Below are 22,275 nucleotides of genomic sequence, written 5' to 3' on the forward strand. Positions count from 1 at the left end.
CAAACTGCTCCCCAGGAAAATCCCGGAACTTTTGAGAACCTATGGAAAATATCTTTCTGCTACGAAACGTCTGGGGAAAAAAGCGGGCAGAACCTTGTATCAATCCAGTCCGGGTAAATTAAAGATGAAACGAGTGAACATTCGAGTTAGTACAGGGACTTGGACTCTTTTTGGAACCCTCGCACAGGTTCACGGCGTGTCTCGTTGTTATCTTTTCAATTATCTCCTGTGGTTGGAGGAACTCGAAGTCGGAGATTCTATCCTAGATACGATGAATGCGGGTGTTCCCACATTTCACAGGTCATACAGTTATATTCTCCACCTCGACCTGGTAAACAACGAGGTAACACGAAAACTACGCTGCCAACCGGCAGCCTATTTTTACACGTTGGATTACAGAGACTGGTTCCCATCCTAAAAAATCCCGGACTACGCCCCGGCGGACATAAAATTAAAACGCAAACTTTTAATGAATTCTTAAGAATTTGTCCCAAAGCTGAGACGAAATTTGCAGGAGTTCCCACATTTTTGTGAAACTCGGCGTTTCGCTTCTATTGGCACTCGACGGGTTTTAGGACAAACTTTCAGTCCCCAAGATTTGGAACGAACTCTTGGCAAGAAAGAAAATTAGATCTGTAAAATTCGAAGGAAGGAGCCGAACTCAAGATTTCTAAAAATCTAAAGAACAAGCCGGACTAAGCCGACTTGTTCTACCAAATTTTAAGAAGGATCAGATCGCGGAACTCCCTCTTTCTCCGGTTCTAATTCGGATCACGTCTTCGAGAGGAGTAATGAAGATCTTTCCGTCTCCGATTTTTCCATCTCCGGTTTTTGCGGCCTTGAGAATTGCATCCACGGTAGGTTTCACAAATTCGTCGTTAACGGCGATTTCAAGACGAACCTTTCTCAGAAGATTTACTTGATATTCATGACCCCTAAAAACTTCGGTCTTTCCTTTTTGTTGACCATATCCTTGAACGTCGCTTACGGTAAGTCTGTAAATTTCGTTCTTAGTCAATTCCGCTTTTACCTCTTCCAATTTATGAGGTTGAATGATAGCAACGATTAATTTCATAGAATCTCCTTATTCAAAATTCTTCGGCAGATAATTAAAGGATATAACCTTTTTCACCGTGGATCTCCGAATCCAAACCGGCGATTTCTTTCTCCTCGGAAATACGGAATCCGATCGTTTTATCGATCAAGAATACGAGGATCACGGATACGATGAAAGAATACGCTCCGGTTGCGACCACACTGATTACCTGAACCAGAATCTGATCTCCTTTACTTGCAATACCTGCCCCAAGTGTGAGAGTAAAAACCCCGGTAAGAATTGCGCCTAACGCACCACCCACACCGTGAATTCCGAAGGCATCCAAACTATCGTCGTACCCGAGTTTTCCTTTTAAAAGAATCGCACCGTAACATACGGGGCTTACGAGAAATCCCATGATGATCGCTCCTTGAACGCCTACAAATCCGGAGGCGGGAGTGATCACAACCAGACCGGCTACGATACCGGAAGCGGCGCCGAGCGCGGTCGCCTTTTTCGTATGAAGATATTCGAGTACGATCCAAGCGACACCGGCCGCAGCAGGGGCGATCAACGTAACCAAAAACGCTCTCGCGGCAATTCCGTTGACGGCAAGACCGGACCCTGCGTTAAATCCGAACCAACCGAACCAGAGTAAGCCGGCGCCGATCAAAGTGTAAGTAAGATTGTTCGGAGCGATCAGAGCTGAACCTACCCCCTTTCTCTTTCCAAGAACGATTGCGGCCGCAAGGCCCGCGATCCCGGAAATCAGGTGAACCACGGTTCCTCCTGCAAAATCCAAAGCGCTCATTTTAAAAAGCCAACCGTCCGCAGCCCATACCCAGTGTGCAACGGGATCGTAAACAAGAGTGGACCAAAGAAGAATAAAAACTATATAACCGCCGAATTTTACTCTTTCAGCAATCGCTCCCGAAATCAAAGCGGGAGTGATCAATGCAAACATTCCTTGAAAAAGAAAGTGAACGTATTTAGGAATCGTTAATTCCAAAGTGTTCTCGTCGATTCCGGACAGAAAAGCGAGGTCAAAATTTCCGAAATAAGGATTGGTTCCCGAAAATGCGAAACTGTATCCGAAGATGGTCCACTGAAGCGTTAAAACCAAAATCGCCACAAAGCTGTGCATCATCGTTGAAAGAACGTTTTTAGATCTTACGAGACCGCCGTAAAACAGCGCGAGTCCGGGAATCATAAAAAACACGAGGGCCGATGCGACGATCATCCAGACCGTATCCCCTTTATCTGCTACGGGGCTTGCAACGACCGTAGGAGCAGCCGCCTCTTGTCCAAATAAAACAAATGGAAGAAGCAGAGTGAGCAATAAGAGCAGTCTCTTGGTCCAATTCATAATCATTCTTATCCCCAAATCAATTGATATTCCTTATATGCAAAATTGATACCAACTGAAGAATAAATTAAAAATTCTCAGAGCACGAAAGGATCACTCTGAAAAGTAGGAGTTCCCACATTTTTTCGATAGTAAAACAAGACACCGATGAAAATAGAATGGAAACGAAAAAAGATGCAAAACCCGCGATGAATAAAAGGCTCCAATTTGCTTAAAATATAGGCAATTTTAAAAGATTTGCTTTTTCTCTGTAGAAGATGCTAATAAAATCTAAAAACTGCTCTTATTCTAAATGAAAGCGTAAACCAAATTTTAAGGAGCTTTCTGTTGAAGTCGAACCACTTGAAGCTGAATAAGAATCCAGACGAGTCATCGGATTATAATCCAAAATCAAATTGGAAACGGCAAAATTTGTAAATCGAGGATGAAAAAAATAAGCGTCAAAGACATTCGCAACATAAATCAAAACGGTAAGCGCAGCGGACAATTGGAAATTATGATAATTTTGGTTCACATTTTTTCTCTGGTCTTCAAAAGGTTTATTATAGAGAAAAAGTGCAACGGGATCCGAAAAAGAGGGAACAGGAATCCAGGTTTCGTACGGATTATTCATATGATTCAAGTCTTTCACGGAATTCTGATAAATCTGCCTTTCCCGATAAGCTAAATAAAACGATCCTATAAAAAGCGCAGAATAAACGAAAGCGGACGTCTTTCTTTCATCGATCCATTGTCCCCAACCTGGAAAAACCGCAGATCTCCATGTAACATCCCAAGAACTTAAACGCAGTTTCTGAAGTCGAACCAAACGTTCCTCTTCTTTCTTTTTAGTCTCTATAGATTTACGTTCTTTTTCAAGAAGTTCTTGTTTTGCTTTTTTGGTGAGTTCTAAGTCCTCTTTTTCCCTTTCTGCGAGTTTGGCTTCCTCTTCTTTTTTGATCCTAAGAGCCTCTTCCTGCGAAACATTGTCCTTATAAACGATTTTTAAAATTCGAATTTTAGAGATCTCCTGACTTTTGCCGTCTTCGGTTTTGACGGTAAGATTGTATGCGTTTTGAGAGGAAACCTTTCCTTTGAGTATGGTCCCATCCTTAAAAAGGATCGTCTCCCCCTTAAGTACGGTAGAAAAAACAATGAGCAGAAGAAACCCTTTAAAAACCCACAGTTTATTAAGAATCATAGCGTAGAATGTTTTAAAATGGTTTTTCGATCGAATATCGAAATTGAAAAAAGGATTTTTAGAGGCACTTAAAAAAGAAAACAACTTTGTCGTGACATGTAAAATGCACATCTCACAGTTAAAACAATCGAACTATAATTTGAAAACAATTTTTCTACATTCTAAAAATTCCATAACGAGGATTTTCCGATCTCTTGGAATGATCCGCGTAAAGCGCTATTCCTAAAATATTTCTTGTTTTAGCCGGATCGATTACCCCATCGTCCCAAAGTCTTGCGGAGGAATAGATACAAGAAGATCGACTTTCATAGTCGTCCAAAATCGGCTTGCGAAACGCGAATTGTTCGGCTTCGGAAAGTTTTTTTCCTTCTTTCTCCAACTGCTCCATCTTTACGGTTAAGAGAACATTAGCGGCCTGTTCTCCTCCCATCACGGAGATTTTCGAGTTCGGCCACATCCATAAAAATCTTGGATTGAAAGCGCGACCGCACATCCCGTAATTTCCCGCACCGTAAGAACCTCCGATCACAACCGAATATTTGGGGACAATAGAAGTGGAAACCGCATTCACCATTTTTGCCCCGTCTTTTGCGATTCCGGAATTCTCGTATTTTTTACCGACCATAAAGCCGGTGATGTTTTGAAGAAACAAAAGAGGAATTCCTCTTTGATTACAAAGCTCGATGAAGTGAGAGGCTTTGAGCGCGCTTTCCGAAAATAAAACTCCGTTATTTGCGATGATTCCCACCATCTTTCCGTAAATTTTTGCAAAGCCCGTTACAAGTGTGGTTCCATAATACTTTTTGAATTCTTGAAAACACGAACCGTCTACGATTCTCGCGATGATTTCACGAACATCATAGGATTTACGAATATCCTTTTGAATGATTCCGTAAATTTCTTCCGAAGGATACAAGGGTTCTTCCCAACTGATCCCGCCTCTTTGTGTGGAGTTGCCCGCAAGATACAAAGTAGAAACGATGTTTCTTGTGATCTCAATCGCGTGTGTGTCGTCTTCCGCGTAATGATCGGTAACTCCGGAAATCGTGCTGTGAACCAAGGCTCCGCCCAATTCTTCCGGCGTTACGATTTCTCCGGTTGCGGCCTTTACGAGCGGCGGACCGCCTAAGAAAATCGTTCCGTTTCCTTTTACGATTACGGATTCGTCGGACATTGCGGGAATATATGCACCGCCCGCGGTACAACTTCCCATCACCACTGAAATCTGCGGGATTCTGAGTGAAGAAAGATTTGCCTGATTGTAAAAGATTTTACCGAAATGATCCTTATCCGGAAACACTTCGTCCTGCATCGGAAGAAAGGCTCCTCCGGAATCCACGAGATAAATACAAGGAAGAGAATTTTGAAGCGCGATCTCCTGCGCGCGGATATGTTTTTTTACGGTAAGAGGATAATACGTTCCGCCTTTTACGGTCGCGTCGTTTGCGACGACCACACAATCGACTCCGCAAATTCTTCCGATGCCGGTCAAAATTCCCGCAGCGGGAACGCCGTCGGGATATACGCCCTCCCCAGCCAAAGGAGAAAATTCCAAGAAAGAAGTTTCCGGATCGATAAGAGAGGAAATTCTTTCCCTTGCGGTCAATTTTCCTCTTCCCTTATGACGTTCGATCGCCTTTGCACCGCCGCCTAACTCGATTTTACGAATCAGTCCGCGTAATGATTCCACCTTCTGTTTTAGATCTTCGTAATTCTCTTTATACTCTGACAAGGACGTACGTATTTTGGATTCTATGATTTCCACAAAACCCTCCGGATTTTTATTTTTTTACTTTAGATTCGTATAAAATGCGAATCAGTTCGGTTTCGGATAACGTGAGTTCTCTGTTTCTTCTCGCCATAATTTTTCGAGCGTCTCTTAAAAACAGATCGAGAATATAAGGTTGTCCCGATTCCGCCCAAGTAAACGGAGAAACGTATCCGCCGATTCGAGAAGATACGACGTTCGATCCGAAATCCACTACGGTTCCCGTGTTTAACATCACTCCGATCGCGATCTTACAATAGTCCGAAATCACGGAACCGAACTTGATGGAACCGGTGATACATTCGTCGTTCTCTTCCCGAATTTTTACAATTCCGTAGTTATTCTTTAGATCGGACGTAGTCGCGAGCGCGCCTATGTTTACCCAACTCCCGAGAACGGAATGCCCTAAAAATCCTTCGTGATGTTTGTTCGTAAAATCTCCGATCAAACAGGTCCCCACTTCTCCGCCGATTCTACAAGTGGCTCCGATGCTCGTCGCACCGGTGATTCTTGCACTATCGATCTGAGAATTCGGTCCGATATAAACCGGGCCTTCGATGAATGAAAAAGAAGTGATCTTCGCATCCTTGTCTACGATTACCGGTCCGGCGGTTGTATCAAATACGACTCCAGGATAAACGGTCGCGGAAGGATGAACGTGTAAGTGTTTTGATTTTCCGACAACGTGAAAATGGCCCGACTTTACTTTGAGTTTTCGAATCCATTTCCGAACCTCTCTGCTCAGTTCGAGATCGTCTTCTATATTCTTTGCGGTTCCGTTGATTAAATTCCAAGGCAGACAAGATTCCGGCGATAAAACCAAGTCCACGTCCTTCTCATCATAAGGAAAAAGTTTCGGATTTCTTTCGAGGAAAACATTTTGAAACGTGGGATTCGAATGAGCGTAAAAAATCTTCGCGTCCGGATGAAGTTCCTTCGTTCTCTGAATCGTATTCAAAATTCCGCCGCGAATCTCCGAAAAAGATCGAATGCGCGTTAAGGAGCGTAAACCTACAGGAACCTCTCTTTCATCGATGAGAATTCTCTGAACCTTGGGCATAGGCTTACTCTACGGTTACGGACTTAGCCAGATTTCTCGGTTGATCCGGAGGACAACCCCGAGCGATTGCGGAATAGTACGCGAGTAATTGTAAAGGAATCACGTTCAAGATGGGACTTAAGATCTCGGAACATTCCGGAATTTCAAAACAATAATCCGAAAGAGACTTCGCTTCGTAATCTCCTTCGGTCACGATCGATATGATGATTCCTTTTCTCGCTTTGATTTCCTGAATGTTGGAAACCATCTTCGTATAAATTTCAGACTTGGGAGCGATACAAACTACGGGGACCTCGTCGGTGATCAACGCGATCGGTCCGTGTTTGAATTCTCCGCCCGCGTAACCGGACGCGTGAATATAAGAAATTTCCTTCAACTTCAACGCGCCTTCGAGCGCAATAGGATGATTGTAGGTTCTTCCTAAAAAGATAAAATCCTTTGCGGTCGTAAAGTGGGAGGACATCTCTTCGATCTTACTTGCCTGCGCAAGAATCCGATCGATCTTAGAGGGAAGTAGTCTAATTTCTTCGATGAGGGCCTTTTTCTCTTCGTCGCCGATCAACCATTTGAGATTGGCCATATAAACGGAGAATAAAAGAAGATTCAAAACCTGGGCCGTAAACGCTTTCGTACTTGCGACTCCGATTTCGGGCCCCGCGTCGGTTCGGATGTAAGAATCCGATTCTCTTGCAATCGTGGAATTTACGTTGTTCACAAGAGAGACCACTTTGATGAACTTCGCTTTCGCTTCGTGAATGGAAGCTAACGTGTCCGCGGTTTCTCCGGACTGAGAGATTCCCATGATGAGGGTGTCGCCTTCCACCACGGGATTTCTATAACGGAATTCGGAAGACGCTTCCGTATCGGTTTGGATCTTTGCGAAATTCTCCAAATAGTGTTTGCCGATCATTCCCGCGTAATAACTCGTTCCCGCGGCCTGGATGATGATCCTGTTGACTCTGGAAAGAACGTCCTTGTTGAGTTTGATTTCGGGAAAAACTATTTCACCGTTGTCTAATATTCTTTCCTGGATGATTTTACGGAAGATCCCCGCTTGTTCGTGAATCTCCTTGATCATGTAATGGGGATAACCGCCCTTGTCCAGATCTTCCCAGCGGAGTTCCTGCTTTTTAAAAACGGGAGTCAATTCCTTTGCTGTAAAATCAAACAGTTTGAATTCGTTTTGAGAGAAATAACCCCATTCTCCGGAGTTCACGTAATACACTTCTTCGCAGTTTCTGGTAAGGGGAGAAATATCGGACGCCAGGAAATATTCTCCCTTTCCTTTTCCGATTAAAAGAGGGGCTCCGTCCTGGGCGAAGTAAACACGATCGGGTTCGGTTTCAAATACGGTGGAAACCGCCCATTTACCGTGAATTTTTCCGAACAATTCTAAGAATGCGTCTTTGTTGGACTTACCGTTTTTTTTACTTTCTTCCAACAGATGGGGAATTACTTCCGTGTCGGTTAAGCTCTGAAATACGTGGCCTTTTTTCTTCAATTCGCTTTTGAGTTCGAGATAATTTTCGATGATTCCGTTATGCACAACCGCAACGGTCGAGTTGGAATCGGTATGAGGGTGAGCGTTGATCTGATTCGGTTCCCCGTGAGTCGCCCAACGAGTATGACCGATTCCTACGTTTCCGGGAGCCGGAAATTCGCGCAAATAGGCTTCCAGGTCTTTGATCTTCCCTTTCGCCTTTCGCACCAGGATATCGCCCTTATCCAAAACCGCAATCCCGGCCGAATCGTAACCTCTGTATTCGAGACAGATTAAACCTACTACCAATACCGATTCCGCATTCTTTTTACCGGCATAACCGACGATTCCACACATATTCAGGCATTCTCCATGAGACTTCCCGCGCGGTCCAGCAGAGAATTGAGGTCTTTTTTGGTCCTCGCTTCCGCTATGATTCGAATGATCGGTTCCGTGTTAGAAGGACGAATGTGAATCCAAGAATCTTCCGACGTCAGACGTAAACCGTCCAGAGTTTCTTCGGAGAAGGACGAAAATTCTCCGCTGAACTTGGAATAGATATCCTGGAGATTTTTTCCCGCCACTTGAAAGCTCGTTTTTTGCATGTGGATCGCGGGGAGTTCTTCTAAGATAGAATCGATCTTCTTTCCCGTCGCAGCCATTCCATTTAGGATATGCGCGATTCCGGAGAGAGAATCTCTTCCAAAGGAAGCGATTGCGGGATCGATCACTCCTCCGTTTCCTTCTCCGCCGAAAATCGATTTTTGGCGAAGCATTTCGGATACAACGTTCGCTTCCCCGACCTTAGAACGAGAAACGGGAACACCGTGTTGTCCCGCCACGAACTCGTTGATAAAACTTGTGGAAAGATTTACGACCATGTTCGCCTTTTTAGGCATCTTACCCAACGTGAGAGAAAGAAAACTCAAAGGAAGGGTATATTCTTCGGAGATCGCTCCCTTTTTCGGAGTGAGAACGACAAGGCGGTCCGCATCCGGATCCAGAGCAAAGCCGATATCGGCGCCGGAAGATTTCATCTTTCGAGAAGTTTGTTTGAGCGCGTCCGGAGTCGGTTCCGGTGGTCTTGGAAAAGTTCCGTCCGGACTGCAGTGTAAAAGGATCGGCTTACACCCGAGTCTTTCCAGAAGTTCCGGAACCAAGGCACTTCCCGCTCCATTGACGGCGTCTACGAGAACCTTGTATTTTTTCTTTCGAATTGCACTCACGTTCACTCGTTTGAGAACGGACTCGATATGTTTTTCAGACCATTCTTTTCCGGAAACGATTTTAGAAGAGGGTTTGTATTGAATCTGTCTATAAGATTGATTTCGAACCGTATCCAGAATCTGTTCCAGATCCTCCGCTCCGGTAAAAAATCCGCCGGGACCTATAAATTTAAACGCATTCCACAGGATCGGATTGTGGGAGGCGCTGATCATAATTCCGCCTCCCGCTTTGGAAAGATTGACGACCGCCTTTACGGTCGGAGTCGGAACGATTCCGAGCTGTAGAACGTCTTTACCCATCCCCTGCATCAAACCTAAGGCGATGTTTTCGATATAAGGTCCGGAAGGTCTGGAATCGCGGCCGATTACGATTTTAGATCCTTCGATCCACGTACCGAAAGCACGCAACGCATCAAAAATAACTTCGGGGGAAAGTCCTGTGGGAATGATTCCTCGAATTCCGGAAACGGAAACCATGAGATCCGGATGATTGAATACGAGGCTTTTTGTATTCATAGAGATTTTTAAGAATGGTAGGGAGCTCCGGAAAAAGTATATGGGCGATGACAGGATCGAACTGCCGACATCCTGCTTGTAAGGCAGGCGCTCTACCAGCTGAGCTAATCGCCCTCTATTATTCCGTTATTTTAAGCTGCTGTAGAGTTGAGGCGTTTTGCCATTCTGCTTTTTTTTCTATCTGCGTTTTTAGAATGGATCAGGTTTGTTTTTGCAGCTTTGTCCAAAAGAGAGGTGTACTCTACAAAGAGAGCTGTCGCCGCTTTTTGGTCTTTTTCTTTAATGGCTTTCAGAACTTTTTTAGCCTGAGTTCTGAGCCTGGATCTGTTCTGAGAATTAGCCGCATTTCTGCGTTTCGTTCTGCGAATATCCTTTTCTGAAGACTTGATATTAGCCAAGGCCTACACTTCCTATCGAATAAGTTTTTCCAGCTTTTCCGTTCCGTAACCCCTGTCAAATGAATTCTTTTAAGACTCTTTACTAAAAGCTCAAAAACGCGGTAGTTCCCACAGATTAAGTCTCATTACGGGTTTTCTGAGAAGTCTCCGTATGAATTTGATTGTTAAATTCATAAATGTAATAGTTCCCACATTTTTCAGAAGAACTGAGAGCCTCGTGTGAGTTCCCACATCTAAGGTTCCGATTTGTTAACATATACCAATATACTAATAACAGAAATGAATCCTTCGGAGCGAACAACTTCCGGAACCGCTACAAAAGGAGGGGCAAAAATGAGGCAGAATCGTTTTGGAAATATTTTTTTGACTATTTTATTGGATCGGGACTTTTTTTCCCGTCTTCAAGAAGAAGCCATTGATCTATCGGAACTTGCGGAATTGGGAATTCTACTTCTACAAGACTTCGAAGATTCCGGGAGGTGTTTTTTGTCGACTGAAAGAGAAAAAATTTCCATCTCGTTTATCATTCGGGAAAGTTCTTATTTACAGATTTTCAATCATTGTTTCCATAGTTTTCGTTCGCTCGATTCGTTGATGGAAGAAATTTTGCATAACGTATATTTGGATTTTTACTTACGTTCGAATCGAAAATCGAACTCCTCTTCTTTCGACAAACACGATGGATTCGATCCGACAAACAGTCTTCGACCGGGTGAGGAGACACTTGAGGAAGGACCGTCGTGTTAAAACGATCCGAATACATCGAAATCGATTCCATTTCTTCGGTGGATCCTAACGCGCTTTCTCTTAACCAACTCAATCAAAAATTCATCGATAAAGAAGGAAACCGATTCGCCCTTCGATTCAATCGGAACACTCGCAGAGCGGAATTCGTGAGAATCACTTTAGAATCTCCGAATGAAGCGGAAAAACACAAACACGTTCCCCATCCGATTCATCGTAATCGACAAGAGACAAAACCGATTCCCGCAAAGAAGGTCGCTTCTCTGCAGGAGATCATGTCCAAAACACAACAAGAACCTTCCGTAAAAATTCCGAAACCGGATTCCGCCCAAACGATCCAGGAAACCGCGATTCAAAAAAATACATTTCAAAAACCCGTTAAGGATCATCATAAATCCCAAGAGGAATTGGATTTGGAAAAAATGGATCTCAATATCATGGAAGGTTCCGCCCACAAACAGGACTTAGGTGATTCTTTGTTGAAAATGGAATACGGTTCGGCTTCTTCTTTTGTAGAAGGAAACGTCATCGAAAAAAGAATTTCGGAACTTACAAAGATCAAGGAAAGAATCCATTCGGTTCTGAACAACATTCAGAATTCGAAAATCTTCGAATTCACGGGAGATCCTTCCGAAAATAAGAACATCATCGGTAATTTGAATCGGGAATTCGACTTAGAATTTTTTCAGAAACTCGATCAGATTCTGAATTACCACAAAGAACTCACCACGTATCCAAGGTCCGTAAACTATTACATCTCAAAATACGAATCTTCCAGAAAGCAAATCCTCCAGTCCAAAAATACCGATGCCGAAAAACTCAAACTCGTAACTCTTTGGGAAATGCAGGAAATGATGCTCAGTTTGGTTCAAAAGCTAAAAAAGATGGTTTTGAACGCTTTGAACGTTCTCAACACCAAAAACGAAAATCATATCAAACTACTTCCTTACAATCAGCAACAAATGTTCCGAGATTCCAAAACCGCGCTTCTGTATTGTTCCGAAGATATATCTTCTTTGCTTATCTCCTTGGGGCAATGGGTCGATACTGAATAGGAGATACTCCTATGGAACCCTTACAAAGCTCCGAAATCAAAGCCGTTCTGGATAAACTCAGGACGGAATATTCAGAAAATTCCAAAAAGAATCCGAAAGTTTTCGATCTGAAAGCGTTCGAGTCCAGACTTACGATGATCCTTCAACAAAAAGGAAACCTGGCCCAGTTTCTCAAAGACGAGATTCAATTTATCGAAACCTTGAAATCCAAACACAAGGAACTGGAAGATAAAAAACAGGCGGCCAAGGGAGAAACGATCAATAAGATCTTGGAAGAACAAGAAGCAAGACTCAAAAAATATCAGAGGATCGATTTTCATCCTTTGGCAAAACCGGAAATCCGTTATTTTTACGGCGCGATTCTTTCCTTTACGGAAACCGAATTACCGGCTCTGATTTGTATCTTCAAAGGAACTCCCGAATTTTCGATCTTCAAGGATATGATCACCATTATAGAAAGAATGGGGATCAGCAGAAGGGGAATGCCTTCGATCCGAATCGGCGAACACGTTAAGGCTCTTTTAGACGCGAATGGAAATCAAAGCGCGATGGAAAAAGACGGTCAAAATATTTTGAAGGAAGTTTGTATCGCTCTGAAAGGGATTATCACTTCCGTTCAGGAATGTACGGAAAAGAAAAGAGTTTCTCAAACTCTCTCCGTCAAAGTCGACGAGAAAGAATTCCCGAAAGCCGCGGAATCGTATCAGAATTTGGTTTTCGGAATCGCTCTTGAAAAAATAATAGCAAGAGCCGATACGATTATCCGGGATTTTCGGATGACCGAAATCACAGGTCTGGGGTAAATATGAAAGTTTCCATCGTCATTCCTTGTTATAACGAGAAAAATACGATCCGTAATATTCTGGAAACGGTAAAGAAAGTCCCGATCAAAAACAAGGAAATCATTCTCGTGGACGATTGTTCCAAAGATGGAACGAAAGATCTTCTTAAAACTCCCGCTCTTAAAAAACTGGCCGATCAAATTATTTTTCACGAAGTCAATCAAGGAAAAGGCGCCGCTCTTAGAACGGGTTTTAAAGCCGCGACGGGGGATATCGTAATCGTTCAAGACGCGGATTTGGAATACGATCCATTTGAAATTCCGGAAGTTATCGATCCGATTTACAAAGGTAAGGCGGACGTGGTATTCGGAAGCAGATTCTTGAGCGGACGTCCGCATAGGGTCGTTTATTACTGGCATCGCCTGGGGAATATGGTGCTCACTACGCTTTCCAACATGTTCACCAATATCAACTTAACGGATATGGAAACCTGTTACAAGGCGTTTCGAAGGGAAATCATTCAGTCCATCGACATCAAAGAAAATCGTTTCGGCTTCGAGCCAGAGATCACCGCGAAGGTCGCAAAAATTCCGGACGTTCGAATTTTCGAAGTCGGCATTTCCTATTACGGAAGAACTTACGCGGAAGGAAAAAAAATCGGCTGGAAAGACGGCTTTCGCGCGATTTACTGCATTTTGCGTTACAATCTCTTAGACTGAAATTATATTCTAATTTTTGAATATAACTTCTCGATTCGTTGCGCCGCCTAAACGGCGACTTGAAACGGAAAACATCCGCCGACTTATTTTGTCAAAACGACAAATCTTTCCTTTCCGGAAAAATCCTTCTCCACCCGTCCGTCCTTCCAACCTTTTGTGATCGAATCGGAAACGAGAACCCCGGCCAAAGAAGGAAGTGTTTCCATATAAAACTTTCCATCCTCTTTTAGATGAAGGCGGGCCTCTTCTATCAACTTGAATAAGAATTCTTTCGGGTTTTCCAGAAATAATGCGAGATGAGGTTCGTAATCGATCACATCCTTCATCATTTCCGTTTTATCCGACGTCGGAATATAAGGGGGATTTGTTACGATCAAATCGAACTTGAGTTCTTCAGGAATCGAAGCGAGCAAATCACTTTCCAAAAATTGAATGTGTTTTCCATCGCCCAGGATTTGAGCCGCGTTTTTTTGGGCGATTTCGAGGGCGTCTTTTGAGATGTCGCTTAACGTAAGATTCCAATCTTTTCGCGCGAGTTGCAGACTGATTCCGATACAACCGCTTCCCGTGCAAAGATCCAACACGTTTTGTCGATCCTCGACCCCCTTAAAATCAAGTAGGACCTTTTCCACGAGTTCTTCGGTTTCGGGCCTCGGTATGAGAACTTTTTCGTTTACAAAAAACACGGAATTGTAAAACGCTTTTTGGCCCGTTATGTAAGCCGTGGGTTTGTTTTTGGAACGTTCCAAAATTCTTTCTCTGTAAGCGTTCTTTTCCGTTTCCGTAAGAAGTCTTTCAAAGTTCACATAAAGTTTTACTCTTTGAAGATTGAGAAGGTCGGCTAAAAGGACTTCCGCGTCCAAACGCGCGCTCTGGATTTCTTTCTTTTTTAAGAATTCTTCCGATTTTTTTAAAAGAGTGAGGATCGAATCTGGATGTTGCATCAAATTGAAGTTCGCGGTTGGTGCCCCCGAGAGGATTCGAACCTCCGACCAAAAGTTTAGGAAACTTCTGCTCTGTCCACCTGAGCTACGGGAGCGTTTAAGAATTCGGTTTCCGTTTTTGTGAGACTATTCTTTGGAAGTCGGCGATATTGTGTATAACAATTTTGTCTTCGTAGAGTTCGATCTTACCGCTTTTAGAAAGGGTATTTAGAACCTTTTGAACCTCGCCTACGGGCTGGGCGCACCATTCGGCCACATCGTGTTGAGAAACGTTCAAAACGATTTCCTTGAAATCACTGTGCGCGTGCATCTTTTCATACAACATCAAAAAAACGTCGGCGACCTTTCCTTGAATATCGTCCATCAAAAGAATCAAAAGCCTTCTTTTGGCGTCGTTGATGCGGACCGAAAAGATCGTGAGAATCTTGAGCGCCAGCATGGGATTTTTGGTCATCAAAAGTTCAAAGTTGGCGCGGTTAAAGTTCAACACCTTCACTTCCGAGATTGCGATCGCAGTCGCGGATCTGGGTTGTTCCTCTAAGATCGCCATCTCGCCGAAAATATCCCCCTGTTCGAGGATATCGAGAGTTTTGATCAAGTAGTCTTCTTTTTTGGTCGGGTTCGGAACCGTCTTTACGATTTTCACCTTTCCGGATTGAATCAGATAAAAATTATTTCCAGGTTCGTTTTCACAGAAGATGATCTGATTCGGTTCGTACGTCTGGCCGAATTTGGAAAACATGGACTCGAGCATCATATCCATCAGGAGGTACTCATTTCCTTGGCTTTCAGCCTGGATTTTTGTGAAATACTGTCTTTTTCCGGAGGAAGAAGCGCAACCTTACCGTATAACATCCTCGCTCGTTGACGGTCTCCTTGGAGTTCGGAGATTTCCGCGAGATGAAAAAGGGTTTCCTTGATCGATTCTCCCGACGGATATTTTTTGATATAAGTCGAAAAGGAGGAATTTGCGTTATCCAGATCGTTTTGTTTTAATAGACAAACTCCGAGTTGAAAAAGAGAATTCTCAACCAACTTCCTTTCCGAATCGAATTTGAAATCGGTTCTATTGAGAAGATCCTTGTAGATCATCATCGCTTCCGCGTGTTTTCCGACGTTTACAAGAGTGTGCGCCCTATTGTAAAGGGATGTGATCGAATTGTCCACACCCGCCGTGATCGACGACTTTTCCACCGCAGGTTTCATAATGTTCTGAAGCGTTTCGGGCGTTACTCTGCTTGTGCTTCCTTCAAAAACCAAGGGCGGCATGTTCAGAGGATAAGGGCTGTTTCTTTTTGCGAGCTCCAAGAGTTCCGTGGCCCGACCGGTATAAGTCGTTCCCGAATAGTGCTGCAGATATTTTTCAAAAGCGTATATCGCGTGGGGAAAATTGTTATTTTTGTAAAAAACTTCCGCCACGTTCATCAATTCGAACGCAGGATTACGCGTATCGGACTGACCTAAGATTTCTTTGAGTTTCTTATGAACCTGTCTGAGTTGGCTGGAAAAAACTTTCATCATTTTGAGAATGAGATGAGTTTTTTCGGCGACGAATTGTTCGAATTCGTTCGGCTTAAAAACGAGAACGGTGGCGCTTCCGAGTACCTGGGCGGTTTCTTCCCTCGGATACTTTCCGAGCGCGGACTTTACTCCGAAAAATTCTCCGATTCGAACGTCTTCTTTGACTTCTTGTCCCGTATCCACCGCGGGAAACGTGAGTATGACACGCCCGTTTCTCAGGACGTAAATATCCTCGGCTTTGTCCTTCTCAAAATAAATGATGGATCCGCCTTTATAATTTCTGATGATCGGACCGGCCAAATGGATTACCTACTCAAAGTTATCAAATTCTTTCTGTACGGGGAAAAAAGCCAAATCCTTTTTATAACCAAGGGAGATGACAATGGATTCCAGGAGTTTTCCCGGAGATGCAACTAAATATTTTTCGATATGATCGATACGAACTCTTTCCACAATCACCTCGGATTCTTCAAAAAAAGATTCTAAACTTACATCTCCATAAACTGGAACTCCGTCCCGTATAACAAGGCGGATACTATTTAGATCGGATTCACAGAGATTGATGTACGGATCTTCGGAATTTCGAGTTAAGATCGATAAATCCGCGATTTTTCCCGCCTCTATACTTCCGAGTTGTTTTTCGATTCTAAAAGCCTTTGCAGGATTGGAAGTAACCATTTCGAAAAGCGTTTTGGGAGAAAGATCCTCTCCGTATTCGGTCTGATAAAATTTTTTCGCCGTACGAATTTCTTCCAAAAGATTGAGCGAACCGCAAATACTCGAATCCGTTCCGAGACTGACGTTGACTCCGTGTTTTAATAGATCGCGTATATCCGCGGTTCTTTCGTATAAAAACTGATTCGCTGCCGGGCACCAAACTAAATGCGCTTTTTTTTCCGCGATCAAAACGATATCCGACTCGGACAACACGATTCCGTGTATTAAAACCGTATGTTCTCCAAGACATCCCAGCTTATGGAGATTTTTGAGGGAATCCCTGGATTCGGAATCGAATCCTTCCGCGATGCGAGTAACGTAAGGAATGTCCTGCTTTAGAGCTTTTGCATATTCTTCCTTGGGTCCGTCTCCCCAGTTCAAGGAATAAGTGCAAATGCTATGAGATAAAGCGTATCGATTGAGAATTCTTACGGGCATCGTTTCCACAAACGGATCCTGTACAAAATGAGGAATATGATCCTGAACGGAAGTGACGCCGGAGATTAGATTTTTATAAGAGCCGAGAAGATAAAGTTGTTCCGGATCGAGTTGTTGTCTTTCGGAAAATACGACGGAAGATTTGAGATCGTTGTCCCAAGGAAGCCAGTTTAAGTACGGTTTGCTCGGCGCCACTTTCGGAAGATACGTACTCAAAAGATGATCGTGTGCGTTGATCAGTCCGGGATAAACGTAAAGCCCGTTCATATTCAGACGGATTCTTTTTCCGGAAGGCGGACCACCCGCGTTTACGGAAGCGATAACGCCGTCCTTAACCACGATACTTCCGTTCGGAATCCATCGATCCTTGGTTACGATGCAGGCGTTTACGAGTTCATATTCCATATCTTTTAAAGTTCGAGTCTTATCGGATTTGCAAACCGGGGTCGATCGCGGAACTTCCGCGGTTAAGCTGAAAGTAGAGCCCTTTTCCGGATTCCAAAGAGCCCAATATCTTGGAAGAATCCACGGTTTCTCCTTCGTTTACGGAAACCGTTTTTAAATTCGCGTACACGGTAGAATAACCGTTTTTATGTTCTAATATCACGTATTTTTTATATCCTTCCATCTCGTTTACGACCAAGACTTTTCCGGAAGAAGCCGGACGAACCTCGTTGTGTCTCGAAGCTTTGAACAAAACTCCTTTGTGAGGAGCGAAACTGAGTTTGGTAAAATGATTTTGTACGGGAGTTCGGCTTTTCAAAGGAAATCTAAAAGTGGGTCGAGAGGATTCGACGGATTCTCCCTGGATCGGTTTTATATTTTTAGAAACGAGTTTTTCGTTTTCTACCGTCGGCGACTTTTCACTTTCCCGAATTGAAGATTTTTGAACCCTCAGTTTTTCTCCGGGTTGTAGGGAATCCGTATTCTTTTTTCCGTTCCATTCCATAATTTTATAATAATCGACTTTGAATTTTTTTCCCAAAGAATAATACGTATCCCCCTTTTGGACGGTGTAAAAAGAAAGATTCTGCGACCCGGCCGCGAAGATACGGGAAAGAATTAAAAAAAGTATCAGAATCCCGAAACTTTGAAAAACGCGGTTCATTTCTTTCAATATCGGCAGAAAACCTCGAAACGGGAAGCGATGAACGCGCGGAAAATAAAAAAAGGAAGCAGTATTCCAAAAAGATAAAAGGATAAAAAAAAGAGCCTCACGGCCCTTTTTTAAGAGATAGAATTTTATTCTAAGATCAATCTTCGTCTTTGTTGCTGACCTTGTATTTTTTCATCAACTCGTCCGATACGTTTCTTGGAACCGGGGCGTATCTGGAAAATTCCATGGAGAATTCCGCCTTTCCTTGAGTCGAAGAACGTAATACGGTAGAATATCCGAACATATCCGCCAAAGGAACTTCCGCTTCGGTTTTGCAGTAATTGTCTTCTTCGGTCGTGTTCAGAATCATACCGCGTCTTTGGTTCAGAGATCCGAGGATCGCCCCTTGGAACTCGGAAGGTCCGTCCACTTCCACTTTCATGATCGGTTCGAGGATCTGAGGATTCGCTTTGTTGAATCCTTGACGGAACGCATAACGCCCCGCTATTTGGAACGCCATATCGGAAGAATCCACGTCATGGTAAGCGCCGTCGTTGATTACACAACGAACTCCGATGATCGGAAATCCGATGAGAGATCCGCGCTCCAAACAACTCTTGAATCCTTTGTCCACCGACTGGATGTATTCTCTCGGAATCGAACCGCCCACAACCTTGTTTACGAAATCGTAATTTAGAGTTTCTTCAAGCGGGATCGGTTCCATATATCCGGCAACACGACCGAACTGGCCCTGACCACCGGTCTGCTTTTTGTGCGTATAATCAAAATCCGCTTTGGATGTGATCGTTTCACGATAGGCAACCTGAGGAGCGCCCGTGATCAGTTCCACACCATACTCGCGTTTCATACGTTCTATATAAACTTCGAGGTGGAGTTCTCCCATACCTTTGATGATGGTTTGACCGGACTCTTGATCCACGTGCGTTTGAAACGTGGGATCTTCCTTGGTAAAACGGTTGAGAGCCTTCGCCAAGTTGTTTAAGTGTTTCGATTCCTTTGCTTCGATCGTAAGGGAGATCACAGGAGCGGCGACGAACATGGATTCCATGGAAACTTTTAATTTTCCGTCTGTAAAGGTATCCCCGGAAGCACAATCGATTCCAAAGAGCGCGATGATATCGCCCGCTTCGGCGGATTCGATATCCTCCATCTCGTCCGAGTGCATCCTACAAAGTCGACCTACGTTGTGCTTTTTGTTGTTCGACATGTTGTAGATGGTCATTCCTTTCGCGAGTTTTCCCTGGTAAACTCTCACGTAAGTAAGCTGACCGTAACGGCCGTCTTCGAGTTTGAATGCGAGGCAAACCAAAGGTTTCTCAAAGTTGGATTCCAGAACGATCATTTCTTCGTTGTTCGCCTGGTCCAGCGCCTTGTTCTTAACGTCCACAGGGCTTGCGAGATAATCCAAAACTCCGTCCAGAAGTTTTTGAACTCCTTTGTTTTTAAAAGCGGAACCCATAAAAACGGGAGTCATTTTGAGTTCGATCGTGCCGGTACGAATCGCCTTTTTGATCATCTCTTCGGTTGGAGTTCCTTCGAGAAGAGCTTCGGTCAATTCGTCGGAGAACATCGAAGCCGCGTCTAAAAGTTCTTCGTGTTTCTTTTGAGCTAATTCTTTCAGATCATCCGGAATTTCTTTTTCCTGGATGTCCATTCCGTCCTTTCCTTCGAAATAATAGGCCTTCATTTTTACGAGGTCCACGATACCTTTCAGGTCGTTTTCCAAACCGATAGGAATTTGAACCGGCACCGCGTTGTGTTTGAGTTTTTCTTTCAGCTGATCGATTACGCGGAAAGGGTTGGCCCCGGTTCTGTCGAGTTTGTTGATAAACGCAACACGAGGAACGTTGTAACGTCTCATCTGACGATCGACTGTGATCGACTGTGACTGAACTCCCGCCACTCCGCAGAGAACCAAAATCGCAGAATCCAAAACCCGGAGAGAACGTTCCACTTCCACTGTAAAGTCTACGTGGCCCGGGGTATCGATGATGTTGATCGTGTGATTTTTCCACTGGCAATAAGTAGCCGCAGACTGAATGGTGATCCCTCTTTCTCTTTCGAGGTCCATGCTGTCCATTTTCGCACCGACTCCGTCCTTTCCACGAACTTCATGGATGGCGTGAATCTTGTTTGTGTAGAACAAAATTCTTTCGGTTAGGGTCGTTTTTCCGGAATCGATATGGGCAGAGATCCCAATGTTTCTGGTTTTGATAAGTTTTTCGCTCGGTTTGAATTCGGCTACAGCAGTGCTCATGGCCATCCTCTTATAAAAAATTGCAAATACATCGGTGAAATCACCGATCGGGAACCTACAGAAAGTTCCTCAATTTACCAAATTCCAAAAAAAGGCGGATTTGTAAACCCAAATCGAGGAATCAATAGGTTTCACCGCATTTTTCATTTGCCCGGGAACGGTTTTCAAAAAGGATGATCTTTTGCGTCTCGGACAAAACTACGTTTGTACGTTAGACTTTTGAAACCTGCTTCCAAACTTTAAAACCGATGCATCCGCTCAAACTTATCAAAAGAAACGTAAACAGAATTGCTAAAGCGTTTCTGTTATTATCCGTAGCTAGGACGCTTTGTGTAGGTTTTGCGACCGCAATTTTGATCGGTTCTTTTGGGATATACGTTTCCGAATCCGGTCGTCTGAGTTATACGGTTTGTTTGTATCTCGCCACTTCTTCGATTTGTGTTACCGGACTTTCGCCCGTTTTGTTGTCCGAACTACAACGTTCCACCCAGCTCATCATGATGTTTTTGATTCAGATCGGAGGTTTGGGGATCATCACGTTTACGGTTTTAATCGGGGTATTGGTTGTCAGGGGTTTGTCGAGGAGTACTCGTCTCGCTTCTTTTGTTTACGAAGCGACGGACGCCCACCTTGCAAAAAGAATGCGGGACAAAAAACCGGAGCAACATTCCGGAGTTGTCCCTCCCGGAAAAAATAAGACCGAACCCGAGGCCTCTTATGTAAGAAGAATGCTTTTATCCCTTTTTAATATTTCACTTTCGATCGAAGCCGTGGGCGCCACTCTTCTTTATTTTTTTATGCCCGAGACGGATCGTCTTCCCGGAATTCCGAACCGATTTTTTCTAAGCGTTTTCACCTCAGTCTCCGCTTTTAACAACGCGGGTTTTTCCATAGTGGACGATCTGAGTTTTTTGGCGAAAGATCCACTGTGTTTGTTGATCGTTCAGTTTTTAATCGTGATGGGCGGGATCGGATTTCCAGTGATCATCTTTATCGAAAAGTCGATTTTAGAAATCATACAAAAGTTTATGGGAAAAATAGAAGCGGTGACGGAAACTTTTATGATGCGAAGGACGGTTCTATTAGGAGAAGATCCTCCGGCTTGGTATATCTTCGTCATTGCAACTTCCGTACGATTGGAAGAGCGATTGGAAGTTTATAGAAAAGAATTATTCGGGGACGCGAATCGGATGCAGATGGCGATCATCGTATTGGGTTCTTTGATTTTGATTCATATCGGAGGGATTTCGATCTTACTCATCGAATACGATAACGTCGAAACGATCGGGAAAATGGCGTTTTCGGAGAAGCTGTTCAATTCTTTTTTTCTTTCCGTCTCTTCGAGAACGGCCGGTTTTAACACGTTCGACGTAACCGAAATCCGAAGCGCGACTTACGTTCTTCTTTGTGCTTTGATGTTTATCGGAGGCGGACCTCAAGGGGCCGCGGGCGGAATCAAGATCACCACCTTCTTTATATTAATCTTATATTTGAAAAATGTAATTCGTCCGCAGGCGAGGGTTCAGGCTTGGGGCGAGGACGTTTCCAAAAATTCGGTGGCAATCTCCACTCGAATCTACTTTCTTGCCACTTTATCCCTCGTCCTTTTTATGTTTTTGATCACTCTTGCAAACGGAAACAGACACGGAATCGAAACCATCTTCTTTGAAGTGATGTCCGCATTCGGAACCGTGGGGCTGAGCCTGGGGATGACCGCTTATACGAACGATCTGGAAAAATTTTTCTACATCGCTCTGATGTTTATGGGAAGGGTGGGAACGTTCACTCTTTTGATCGCGTTTACGGGTCATTCGGGATTGGGAGAACTCGGAGGCAAGGACGACGGATTGAAAATCCAAGTCGGATGATTCTTTCATGTTTTTGAGCAACTTCGAATCATTCGTGTAAAGTCATATGTTTTACAAGATACTTCCGTAAGAAGTTGACAATT

The 22,275-nt window shown here is 43.8% G+C and carries 20 protein-coding genes, 2 tRNA genes and 1 pseudogene; 7 read left to right on the plus strand and 16 right to left on the minus strand.

The annotated features are described in order from the left end of the window. Positions 1-418 (plus strand): DUF1564 domain-containing protein (locus LEP1GSC194_RS11025; protein WP_036042465.1); only part of this gene is annotated, 418 nt, incomplete at its 5' end. Positions 419-730: 312 nt separating this feature from the next. On the opposite strand, the gene LEP1GSC194_RS11030 is transcribed toward LEP1GSC194_RS11025, so the two are convergent. The 9 genes from LEP1GSC194_RS11030 to rpsT form a co-directional block, all read right to left on the minus strand. Then, the gene (locus LEP1GSC194_RS11030; RefSeq protein ID WP_002619748.1) at positions 731-1,075 is read right to left on the minus strand and encodes a P-II family nitrogen regulator; all 345 of its coding nucleotides are present in this window, start codon (positions 1,073-1,075) and stop codon (positions 731-733) included. A 34-nt stretch (positions 1,076-1,109) separates the two neighbouring features. Further along, positions 1,110-2,402 (minus strand): ammonium transporter, encoded by a 1,293-nt coding sequence (locus LEP1GSC194_RS11035; protein ID WP_021064305.1) that lies wholly within the window; start codon positions 2,400-2,402, stop codon positions 1,110-1,112. A 283-nt stretch (positions 2,403-2,685) separates the two neighbouring features. Next, positions 2,686-3,582 carry an LA_0442/LA_0875 N-terminal domain-containing protein gene (locus LEP1GSC194_RS11040; RefSeq protein ID WP_017809289.1) on the minus strand — a complete coding sequence of 299 codons (897 nt, stop codon included), beginning with the start codon at positions 3,580-3,582 and terminating at the stop codon, positions 2,686-2,688. Positions 3,583-3,736: 154 nt separating this feature from the next. Beyond that, the gene (locus LEP1GSC194_RS11045; RefSeq protein ID WP_020773714.1) at positions 3,737-5,347 is read right to left on the minus strand and encodes a carboxyl transferase domain-containing protein; all 1,611 of its coding nucleotides are present in this window, start codon (positions 5,345-5,347) and stop codon (positions 3,737-3,739) included. Positions 5,348-5,363: 16 nt separating this feature from the next. Further along, positions 5,364-6,410: a GlmU family protein gene (locus LEP1GSC194_RS11050; protein WP_020773675.1), complete on the minus strand. Its 1,047-nt coding sequence runs from the start codon at positions 6,408-6,410 to the stop codon at positions 5,364-5,366. Positions 6,411-6,414: 4 nt separating this feature from the next. Then, a complete protein-coding gene (gene glmS / locus LEP1GSC194_RS11055; RefSeq protein ID WP_020773729.1) occupies positions 6,415-8,247 on the minus strand; it encodes a glutamine--fructose-6-phosphate transaminase (isomerizing) in 1,833 nt (610 codons plus the stop codon). Positions 8,248-8,249: 2 nt separating this feature from the next. After that, positions 8,250-9,632, minus strand: a complete 1,383-nt coding sequence (gene glmM, locus LEP1GSC194_RS11060) for a phosphoglucosamine mutase (RefSeq protein WP_020773686.1) — start codon at positions 9,630-9,632, stop codon at positions 8,250-8,252. Between the two features lie 41 nt (positions 9,633-9,673). Beyond that, positions 9,674-9,746, minus strand: a tRNA-Val gene (locus LEP1GSC194_RS11065). A 17-nt stretch (positions 9,747-9,763) separates the two neighbouring features. Continuing rightward, complete coding sequence (gene rpsT, locus LEP1GSC194_RS11070) at positions 9,764-10,030, minus strand: 30S ribosomal protein S20 (protein ID WP_020773744.1); 267 nt, start codon at positions 10,028-10,030, stop codon at positions 9,764-9,766. 333 nt (positions 10,031-10,363) lie between these two features. Between rpsT and LEP1GSC194_RS11075 the strand changes: the two genes are divergently transcribed. Genes LEP1GSC194_RS11075 through LEP1GSC194_RS11090 form a run of 4 tightly spaced genes read left to right on the plus strand, consistent with a single transcriptional unit; the run spans position 10,364 to position 13,330 of the window. Next, positions 10,364-10,777 carry a hypothetical protein gene (locus LEP1GSC194_RS11075; protein WP_036042489.1) on the plus strand — a complete coding sequence of 138 codons (414 nt, stop codon included), beginning with the start codon at positions 10,364-10,366 and terminating at the stop codon, positions 10,775-10,777. Beyond that, on the plus strand, positions 10,771-11,829 hold the full coding sequence (locus tag LEP1GSC194_RS11080) for an LIC_10450 family protein (RefSeq protein ID WP_020773683.1): 1,059 nt from the start codon (positions 10,771-10,773) through the stop codon (positions 11,827-11,829). Before LEP1GSC194_RS11075 ends, LEP1GSC194_RS11080 begins: the two co-directional genes overlap by 7 nt. Positions 11,830-11,840: 11 nt before the next feature. Beyond that, positions 11,841-12,632 (plus strand): hypothetical protein, encoded by a 792-nt coding sequence (locus LEP1GSC194_RS11085; RefSeq protein ID WP_020773676.1) that lies wholly within the window; start codon positions 11,841-11,843, stop codon positions 12,630-12,632. 2 nt (positions 12,633-12,634) lie between these two features. Next, on the plus strand, positions 12,635-13,330 hold the full coding sequence (locus LEP1GSC194_RS11090) for a glycosyltransferase family 2 protein (protein ID WP_020773671.1): 696 nt from the start codon (positions 12,635-12,637) through the stop codon (positions 13,328-13,330). Positions 13,331-13,413: 83 nt separating this feature from the next. On the opposite strand, the gene prmC is transcribed toward LEP1GSC194_RS11090, so the two are convergent. The 7 genes from prmC to fusA form a co-directional block, all read right to left on the minus strand. Beyond that, positions 13,414-14,274 carry a peptide chain release factor N(5)-glutamine methyltransferase gene (gene prmC / locus LEP1GSC194_RS11095; protein WP_020773709.1) on the minus strand — a complete coding sequence of 287 codons (861 nt, stop codon included), beginning with the start codon at positions 14,272-14,274 and terminating at the stop codon, positions 13,414-13,416. Positions 14,275-14,292: 18 nt separating this feature from the next. Next, positions 14,293-14,369: transfer RNA gene (locus LEP1GSC194_RS11100), tRNA-Arg, on the minus strand. A 2-nt stretch (positions 14,370-14,371) separates the two neighbouring features. After that, positions 14,372-15,037 (minus strand): Crp/Fnr family transcriptional regulator, encoded by a 666-nt coding sequence (locus LEP1GSC194_RS11105; RefSeq protein ID WP_020773736.1) that lies wholly within the window; start codon positions 15,035-15,037, stop codon positions 14,372-14,374. Then, positions 15,037-16,095 carry a tetratricopeptide repeat protein gene (locus LEP1GSC194_RS11110; protein ID WP_020773684.1) on the minus strand — a complete coding sequence of 353 codons (1,059 nt, stop codon included), beginning with the start codon at positions 16,093-16,095 and terminating at the stop codon, positions 15,037-15,039. The genes LEP1GSC194_RS11105 and LEP1GSC194_RS11110 overlap by 1 nt, the downstream gene beginning before the upstream one ends. A 9-nt stretch (positions 16,096-16,104) precedes the next feature. After that, on the minus strand, positions 16,105-17,355 hold the full coding sequence (locus LEP1GSC194_RS11115) for an amidohydrolase family protein (RefSeq protein ID WP_020773691.1): 1,251 nt from the start codon (positions 17,353-17,355) through the stop codon (positions 16,105-16,107). Positions 17,356-17,374: 19 nt separating this feature from the next. Then, positions 17,375-18,058, minus strand: coding sequence for an LIC_10271 family cell wall hydrolase (locus tag LEP1GSC194_RS11120; protein WP_020773681.1), 684 nt, complete (start codon positions 18,056-18,058; stop codon positions 17,375-17,377). Positions 18,059-18,203: 145 nt separating this feature from the next. Next, the gene (fusA, locus tag LEP1GSC194_RS11125) at positions 18,204-20,324 is read right to left on the minus strand and encodes an elongation factor G (protein WP_020773670.1); all 2,121 of its coding nucleotides are present in this window, start codon (positions 20,322-20,324) and stop codon (positions 18,204-18,206) included. Between the two features lie 34 nt (positions 20,325-20,358). Between fusA and LEP1GSC194_RS22645 the strand changes: the two are divergent. Next, a pseudogene (locus LEP1GSC194_RS22645) lies at positions 20,359-20,547 on the plus strand (hypothetical protein). Between the two features lie 25 nt (positions 20,548-20,572). Beyond that, positions 20,573-22,192, plus strand: coding sequence for a TrkH family potassium uptake protein (locus tag LEP1GSC194_RS11130; protein WP_020773715.1), 1,620 nt, complete (start codon positions 20,573-20,575; stop codon positions 22,190-22,192). Positions 22,193-22,275: the final 83 nt, after the last annotated feature.

The organism is Leptospira alstonii serovar Sichuan str. 79601, from assembly GCF_000347175.1.
GTDB classification, from domain to species: domain Bacteria; phylum Spirochaetota; class Leptospiria; order Leptospirales; family Leptospiraceae; genus Leptospira; species Leptospira alstonii.